The organism is uncultured Muriicola sp. (assembly GCF_947258935.1).
Classification (GTDB): domain Bacteria; phylum Bacteroidota; class Bacteroidia; order Flavobacteriales; family Flavobacteriaceae; genus Muriicola.
In genome coordinates this window covers 1-7621 of the sequence record NZ_CAMYKH010000093.1, presented here as the reverse complement: position 1 = coordinate 7621, position 7621 = coordinate 1, and the positions used below count along the sequence as shown (strand labels likewise).

General features: G+C 40.0%; 10 protein-coding genes and 2 pseudogenes. 7 read left to right on the top strand and 5 right to left on the bottom strand.

The annotated features are described in order from the left end of the window. Both Q0X72_RS12530 and Q0X72_RS12525 read right to left on the bottom strand, forming a co-directional pair. Positions 1-456: porin family protein (locus Q0X72_RS12530; protein ID WP_297766010.1), on the bottom strand; the 456-nt coding region annotated here is incomplete at its 3' end. A gap of 134 nt (positions 457-590) precedes the next feature. Beyond that, positions 591-1097 (bottom strand): hypothetical protein, encoded by a 507-nt coding sequence (locus Q0X72_RS12525; RefSeq protein ID WP_297766007.1) that lies wholly within the window; start codon positions 1095-1097, stop codon positions 591-593. A 138-nt stretch (positions 1098-1235) separates the two neighbouring features. On the opposite strand from Q0X72_RS12525, the gene xerD reads away from it, so the two are divergent. From xerD to Q0X72_RS12510, 3 genes are all read left to right on the top strand, one after another. Next, complete coding sequence (gene xerD, locus Q0X72_RS12520; protein ID WP_297766004.1) at positions 1236-2132, top strand: site-specific tyrosine recombinase XerD; 897 nt, start codon at positions 1236-1238, stop codon at positions 2130-2132. A gap of 247 nt (positions 2133-2379) precedes the next feature. Next, positions 2380-2874 (top strand): RNA polymerase sigma factor, encoded by a 495-nt coding sequence (locus Q0X72_RS12515; RefSeq protein WP_297766002.1) that lies wholly within the window; start codon positions 2380-2382, stop codon positions 2872-2874. Between the two features lie 4 nt (positions 2875-2878). Further along, positions 2879-3532, top strand: coding sequence for a hypothetical protein (locus Q0X72_RS12510; protein WP_297766000.1), 654 nt, complete (start codon positions 2879-2881; stop codon positions 3530-3532). On the opposite strand, the gene Q0X72_RS12505 is transcribed toward Q0X72_RS12510, so the two are convergent. Beyond that, a complete protein-coding gene (locus tag Q0X72_RS12505; protein ID WP_297765997.1) occupies positions 3529-4338 on the bottom strand; it encodes a 1-acyl-sn-glycerol-3-phosphate acyltransferase in 810 nt (269 codons plus the stop codon). The two genes, Q0X72_RS12510 and Q0X72_RS12505, sit on opposite strands and share 4 nt — an antisense overlap. A gap of 25 nt (positions 4339-4363) precedes the next feature. Then, positions 4364-5005, bottom strand: a complete 642-nt coding sequence (locus Q0X72_RS12500; protein WP_297765995.1) for a CoA pyrophosphatase — start codon at positions 5003-5005, stop codon at positions 4364-4366. On the opposite strand from Q0X72_RS12500, the gene Q0X72_RS12495 reads away from it, so the two are divergent. Continuing rightward, the gene (locus Q0X72_RS12495) at positions 5004-5735 is read left to right on the top strand and encodes a peptidylprolyl isomerase (protein ID WP_297765992.1); all 732 of its coding nucleotides are present in this window, start codon (positions 5004-5006) and stop codon (positions 5733-5735) included. The genes Q0X72_RS12500 and Q0X72_RS12495 overlap by 2 nt on opposite strands. A 4-nt stretch (positions 5736-5739) precedes the next feature. Here Q0X72_RS12495 and Q0X72_RS12490 read toward each other — a convergent pair whose 3' ends face one another. Further along, entirely contained in the window at positions 5740-6354 is a 615-nt protein-coding gene (locus tag Q0X72_RS12490) for a trimeric intracellular cation channel family protein (protein WP_297765990.1), read from the bottom strand. Positions 6355-6490: 136 nt separating this feature from the next. Between Q0X72_RS12490 and Q0X72_RS13985 the strand changes: the two genes are divergently transcribed. The 3 genes and pseudogenes from Q0X72_RS13985 to Q0X72_RS12480 form a co-directional block, all read left to right on the top strand. Then, a complete protein-coding gene (locus Q0X72_RS13985; RefSeq protein ID WP_367180460.1) occupies positions 6491-6736 on the top strand; it encodes a CIA30 family protein in 246 nt (81 codons plus the stop codon). Beyond that, positions 6649-7044 (top strand): annotated as a pseudogene (locus Q0X72_RS12485) (peptidylprolyl isomerase); the annotation flags it as partial. The gene Q0X72_RS13985 and the pseudogene Q0X72_RS12485, both read left to right, overlap by 88 nt. 2 nt (positions 7045-7046) lie before the next feature. Continuing rightward, a pseudogene (locus Q0X72_RS12480) lies at positions 7047-7442 on the top strand (AAA family ATPase); the annotation flags it as partial. Positions 7443-7621: the final 179 nt, after the last annotated feature.

The following is a 7621-nucleotide window of genomic DNA, read 5'->3' as shown; positions in this document are numbered from 1 at the left end:
TCCGAGGCCAACATTACCTCCAATGTCAAAATCTTTGATATCTTCCTTAATATCATCTTCTCCTGAAAGACTTACAGATTCATATTCGTCCTTGGCAGACAATAAGTACCCGAATTGAGGACCAGCTTCTAGGAAGAAACCATCGGAGACATAAACTTTGCCCATAACAGGTAAGTTTAAATAACTGAATTTGAATTTTCCGTCGAAGCCTTCACTTTCCGTATACTTTGCCCCTTGAAGAGAATATTGCAATTCCGGCTGAATACTAAAGGTATCGAATAACATACATTCCGTATACGCGCCAAAAAACATCCCTACTTTGGTATCCAAATTATCCGTGTCATCACCATTTATATTGGCGAAAGTTGGTCCTGTTCTTACACCCAAATTACACGTTGCACAACTAGTTAACAAGGCCGATATGGCCAGTACCGAGAGAATCATTAATTTTTTCATAATTCTATAGATTTAAATTGGTTAATAGAATTATAATATTAGTGCTTCTGTGAAGTGCGTACAATGACCTGTGTCATGTATGCCATCATATAAAATACGAATAGGAAATGGAATCTCGAATTTAGAATTTTGGCTTACAACCTACGTGGACGGACCTGAATGGTATGTAAGACACCAACGTTAACTGTAGACCATGTGGCCCCATCGAGTTTTATTCCCGTATAGGAAAAGTTTACTTCGGTATTGGTTCCAAACAGATATCCAATAGTAGGCTTATAGTAGAGCCCCCCATCATTTCCATCGTTGATACCAAATGCCTGCCCTACATCGCCCCCAAAAGAAAAGGAATTAGAGGGCCAAATACGAAATGAGGCTGCCAATGGCAGAAATTGTACACTTGGGAGGTTGGGACCTCCATCAAAATTATCCGGAAAGCCGTTTATGAATCCGGTCATGATTCCTGCATCTACTACTTCTCCCAGGGCATGCATATAACCTACATCTACTCCTGCGGCAAGTACTACAGCATCACTAAAATCATTGAAAGGGAAACTTCCATGAAGGCCCAGTTTAATTCCTTCCTGGGCAGACATGCCGGTACATAAAAAAAGTCCGGCTACTAAAAATAGATATTTTTTCATTGGATTGAATTGTATACGTTGGGTACCAAAACTACTATCTTCATAAATCCAAACCTCATTTTTGTTGCCAAATCACTAAAAACGGTGGTAGCTGCCAGAATTCTATCTATTTTATTACAATAGGCCTATCTTTAAACTATGAATTGGGACAGGGCACTTAATGACTACAGACACTATTTAAAGATAGAAAGAGGCCTGTCTGAGAATACCATACAAAACTATCAAAGAGATGTAAAAAAGTTGCATCAATTTTTAATATCCTTGCAAAATACTGAAGGCCCTGTATCTATAGAAAAGGAGATTTTGTCACAGTTTGTCTACGAATTGGGGAAAACAGTTTCTGCAAGGTCACAGGCCCGTATCATTTCCGGACTCAACAGTTTTTTTTCCTATCTCGTTTTTGAGGATTACAGAAGTGAGAATCCTATGGAACTAATTGAATCACCTAAATTGGGCAGAAAACTCCCGGATACATTGTCTATTGAGGAAATAAATGATCTTATTATGGCAATAGATCTCTCTAAACCCGAAGGAGAGCGTAACCGTGCCATACTGGAAACGCTTTATGGATGTGGCCTTCGTGTCTCTGAACTCATCAATTTACGGATCTCCGATCTTTTTTTTGAAGAAGACTTTATTAAGGTTACGGGAAAGGGAGATAAACAACGTTTTGTGCCTATAAGTCCGCTTAATAAAAAATATATTGGTATCTACCGGCATCAGGTACGTGTTCACCAGAAGGTCCAGAAAGGGTCTGAAGATATTTTATTCCTGAACAGGAGAGGAAAAGGCCTGTCAAGAGCCATGATCTTTACCATTATCAGACAACTAGCTGAGAAAATAGGGCTTAAAAAGATCATTAGTCCGCATACATTCAGACATTCCTTTGCCACACATCTGTTAGAAAATGGAGCCGATCTAAGGGCGATTCAACAAATGCTGGGGCACGAAAGTATTACTACCACAGAGATCTATATGCATGTAGACCGCACCCATCTGGCACAGGTAATGGAGCAATATCATCCCAGAAATTAGCACTATACCATGTTCTTACATTGTTTAAAGGGGCCCTTTCAATTCAAGGGTCATTGCCTATCTTTATAGCCAAATAACAAGACCCTGAGTAAAATTCTTCGAATTAATCACCAAGGACAACCAAAGGGTCATTAGGCTTGAAATCCTAAGTAATAAGACAAGAATGGAAATTTATATCCTTTTTTACGTCTAGGTGTAACAAACATAAGTGAACACATACTAATACCATAGAAACCAGCAGCCCTTAGTGAATAAAGAACTGGAACATCAATTTGTGACTGCGTTAGAGAACAATCAGAATATTGTTCACAAGGTGTGTAGCTTGTATACCAATAGCCGGGACGCACACAATGATCTCTTCCAGGAAATAACCATTCAGCTATGGAAAGCATATCCTAAATTCAGAGGAGAATCGAAATTTAGTACATGGATGTATAGAGTGGCCTTAAATACGGCAATTACGCTTTATAGAAAGTCTAAAAAACGCGTAAAGACGCAAGACTTCGATTCCGTGATCTTTAAGATAAAAACAGATGAATACGACCCCACCGAGGAGCAACAATTAACACTCATGTATAAGGCAGTCAAACAATTGGGCGATATTGAAAAAGCCCTGGTGTTTTTGTACCTGGAAGATAAAAATTACAGTGAAATCTCAGACACCCTGGGGATCAGTGAAGTGAACGCGAGGGTAAAAATGAACCGGATAAAAACAAAATTAAGAACAATTCTTAATCCTTAGTACGATGATGGACGAATTAGAATTGCTGAAAAAAGACTGGAAAAGTAAAGAGTCTGAACACCCAAAATTGTCATACGATGAACTCTATGGCATGATCTGGAAGCGATCTTCTTCTATTGTGAAGTGGATCTTTATTATCAGTATTATTGAATTTGTATTACCTCATCTGGTCTATCTCCTTCCTTCCGCCAGAGAGGGTATGCAATTCTATGAAGACCTGGGACTCAAGAATTTGATGTGGGGGATCACCATAGTTCAATACCTGGTTGTCTTTTATTTTATTTACCAATTTTACCAAAGGTACCGTGAGATATCCGCGTTAGACAATGCCAAAGAGTTGATGCACAAGATCATCAGAACCAGAAAAACCGTTAAGAATTATATCATCTTTGCCCTTTCCATGTTCTTGATTACCTTCTTGCTAATTGCTATTGGTATCGCGCTTAGTGAAGGGGATACTTTTATTCATGCATTAAATCTGGAAGAGAAAGCCATGGAAGATTCTATCGATAATATAAAATTTGTGGTAGTAGGAGTACTCATAGCTATGGGTATTCTATGTACTGCCTTTTTGGGACTGATCTATTTCTTAATTTATGGATTGCTGCTTCGAAAATTAGGTAAGAATTACCGTGAATTAAAGCGACTGGAGATCTAAGCTTTCTTGCGCCATTTCCGCTGCTTATTGGCTTCTTCATATTCCAATAGTTCCTCTTGAGGTATTACCTTTAAAAATGAAGGATGCTGCTCAATGGCATATTCAAGTTTTTCTATGATAGATTCCACAGATTCATTATCATAATCAATATCGAGCGGCTCTTTGATCACCATAGATTGTAAGATCCCCTTCTTTTTAACATGCAGCCCTTTCTTATCAAAAGAACGCCTAAAACCGTCAATAACAACGGGCACCACTATTGGTTTATACCTTTTGATGATATGAGCTGTTCCTTTACGAAGAGGTTTCCAGGGAGTAGTAGTACCCTGCGGAAAAGTAATAACCCAACCGTCATTAAGTGCCTTCCCAATATTGGAAATATCACTCATCTTTACCTGCCTGTTAACATCCTGCCCCTCTGCACGCCAGGTCCTTTCAATACTTATAGAGCCTACATATGCCAGGACCTTGGTAAGAAGACTTTTCTTCATGGTTTCTGCAGCGGCAACATAATAGATATTCAATTTTGGATTCCAGAGATAACCCACGTTCTTTATAGAATCTGCACGACCACTTAAACTGGCATTGAATACATGAAACATGGCCACTACATCTGCAAAATAAGTTTGATGATTGCTCACAAAAAGAACGTTGGTTCCCGGTAGATCCCGAATAACCTCTGAACCATCTATTTCCAACGTATTGAATCCTTTATATCGTTGATGGGTCATAATTCCAAGTATCCTGATCAACCATATTTTCAGGAAGAGGATATGACCAAACGGATTTCTTTTAAATAACGGCATAGGCTACAAAACTACAAAATTAGGCTTATACAACCTGCTTAATTAATTCCCTGATCTCGTTTAACATCATGGCAGTTGCACCCCAGACCGTAAAACCATTTAATTCAAAGGCCGGAACTTCAATGTTTTTAGCATAGGATGTTGAAAGGGTTTGAGAGGTAAGAAAGGCGTCATCCATAAGTTGCAATAGTGGTACTTCTATAAGTTGCTCCACCTCTTCCTGTTGCAAAATAAAGGGATCTGGTTTTTTATAGAGACCTACATAAGGTTGTACCCAGAAATTGCTGGGCGGAATATATACTTCACTCATACTTCTGATCACCTCTATATGTTCTGGCTTTACTCCAACTTCCTCATAGGTCTCGCGCAAGGCGGTAGCCAGAATAGAAGAATCTCCTTTTTCTTTTTTCCCGCCGGGAAAGGCCACTTGATTAGAATGTACTCCTTCATAGGCACGTCTTAGAATGAGCAGGACCTGAGTATGATGCCCGGCATCTGGGTAAAATAGTGCCATTACCCCTGCCTTTTTAGGATTTTTTCTGATAATATTGCCCGACTCTAATTCACGAATACGAACTTCAGGAGCCATTTTATAGTGCGCAGCCCTCCCCGGTAGTGGCAGATTTTTTATTTTTGGGATCTGTTCGGTAAATTTTGTAAAATCCATGATCATCCAAAAGTTGAAATACTCCGCAATTATACTATTAATTTTTTTAGGTGCCTGCCGGGAAGCAGTAAAAGCAAACCCCGAAGTTCAAAGCGCAGTTGTGCAATCAGATAGTCTGCAGCCAGAAACTACTGTTGTTGAGGAAACCGAATCCCTAAAAAGCGAGAAGGAAGATCCCTTTGTACTTACCGAGGATAATGCGATCGATTTCTTTTTCAACTATCAAAAAGGATTACCCACCACACGCATTAAATTAACTACAAGTATGGGGAACTTTACCGTAGAATTGTATGATAATGTTCCCTATCATAAGGCCAATTTTATCTACCTCACAAAACAGGGCTATTTTAATAATACCATGTTTCATAGAGTGGTAAAAGACTTTATAATTCAGGGAGGTAATGCTGATAACAGAGAAACATCACGGAAACGAAGAGAAATTGGACGCTACCTCTTACCCCCGGATACCCGGAAAGGGCATAAACATCATCGTGGAACCATTTCCATGCCAAGTAGTGAGATGGACAATCCTCATATGCTGGCAAGTCCGTATGAGTTTTTTATTGTTGTGACGAAGCCAGGCTCCTATCACCTGGATGGAAATTATACTCCTTTTGGCCGGGTAATTGAAGGAATGGATATTGTTGATCTTATCAACCAACAACCGGTGGATGACGGAGATTGGCCTTCGAGAAATATCTATATCCAGAAAGCCGAAATTGTGAATTAGGTTATTACTTTTCTGTATTCCTGTAAATATTGGGAAGGGCTATCTTGTACTTTACCGCCAATAAACGGATGCCTATCACTACTATAATGGCAACTACAAACGCATATTCCTCAATAATTGGTAGTCTTCTGATCAAAAAATAGCTGCCTCCACCCAGAATACATGCCGTGGCATAGATCTCTTTCCGAAAAATCACCGGGATCTCATTGCATAAAATATCCCTTATTACCCCGCCGAAACTGGCCGTTATGGTTCCCAAAGCAATGCACATGATCGGAATTAAGTCGGCTTGTAATCCCTTATCTATTCCCACCATGGTATAGAGTCCGATCCCTATGGTATCAAATAAAAATAATGACTTCCTAAGATAGCGCAATCGTTCCCGGAACAGAATTGCGAAAATTACGGCACCAAGTATAGTGAAGGTATAGATAGACTCACGCATCCAAACTACAGGTGTATTACCGATGAGCATATCACGCAGTGTTCCTCCGCCAACGGCAGTTACAAATGCAATGATAAACACCCCAAAAAGATCTAGCTTTTTGTCCATGGCCACCAATACGCCTGAGATGGCAAAAGCAATGGTCCCTAAAATGTCAATAGTAAGATAGAACAAGCGTCAAATTATTTTCGGCAAAGATAAAGTAACTTTAATTTACGCTGAGGTAAGTTCTGTGCATTATTAGTCTTTAGCATTTGTAAAGAAATAAGTCATTGATTTGCTTCTCAAAAAAAATCGCGACCTTAGAAAAATGAACTATGTCCTAATTTTATTTATATCCCTTATGGTGCAAGAAGCAAATACCCTTTTTCAATTTACTGCAAATACTGATCCATTGAGCTGGACAGTGGTCAATGACGGTGTTATGGGTGGGCTTTCAAAAGGTCGTCTGACAATCAGTGACGAGGGGCGCGGAATTTTTCAGACGAGAAGGAGACAAAATTTGATGGTGGATTACTTAGAAACCCCACCAATTTTGACTCACGTTTTGAACTAACCAAAATGGATCCCGCACTCTACAACCAGGTCAGAAACTTAAAAGACAACGAGATTTCATATCCGATACTGGAGGAAGATCCTAGGGGAGGCCCTCCCACCTATAAAATCCTGAAAGTAACCAACCGGTACGATGAGCATGTTGCCGATTTTGCCAAAGATTACATAAAAATACAAGAGCTGGCACTTCGCGAGAAACAGTTTAAGGCTATTAAGGAATGGATGGAAGAACACATAAAAGATACCTATGTAAGTGTAAGTGGTGAAAACAAAGGTTGTGATTTTTCCAATAAATGGATAAAAGATTAAAAATGTCTGATGTAGCTGCTATAGGAAGTCTGGTAGACAGGCACCACGCCCTTAAAAAGGAAATCGCCAAGGTAATTATCGGACAGGAAAAAGTAATCGATCAGATATTACTTTCAATATATACAGGGGGCCATTCTTTGCTAATTGGAGTACCGGGACTGGCGAAAACCTTGATGGTAAATACGATAGCGAAAACACTAGGACTCGATTTTAAACGAATACAGTTTACTCCAGACCTCATGCCCAGCGATATTCTTGGCAGTGAAATACTGGATCAGAACAGGAGTTTTAAATTTATTAAAGGACCTGTATTTGCCAATATCATCCTTGCGGATGAGATCAACAGAACTCCTCCTAAGACCCAGGCAGCGCTGTTAGAAGCCATGCAGGAAAGGGCAGAAGGGGTTGCCTGAGTTAACCCAAAAGGGTGGCGTCCCACCGCGGGCGATTCAGAGTTCCACGCCTTGTGGTAAGACCAAAGCCGTGCCTGTGAACGAAATCCCCCCAAGAGGCTGTCCGACAACTCTCCGAAAGCCCTGTATGTCATTCTGAGCGAAGCGAAGAATCCCATAGATCC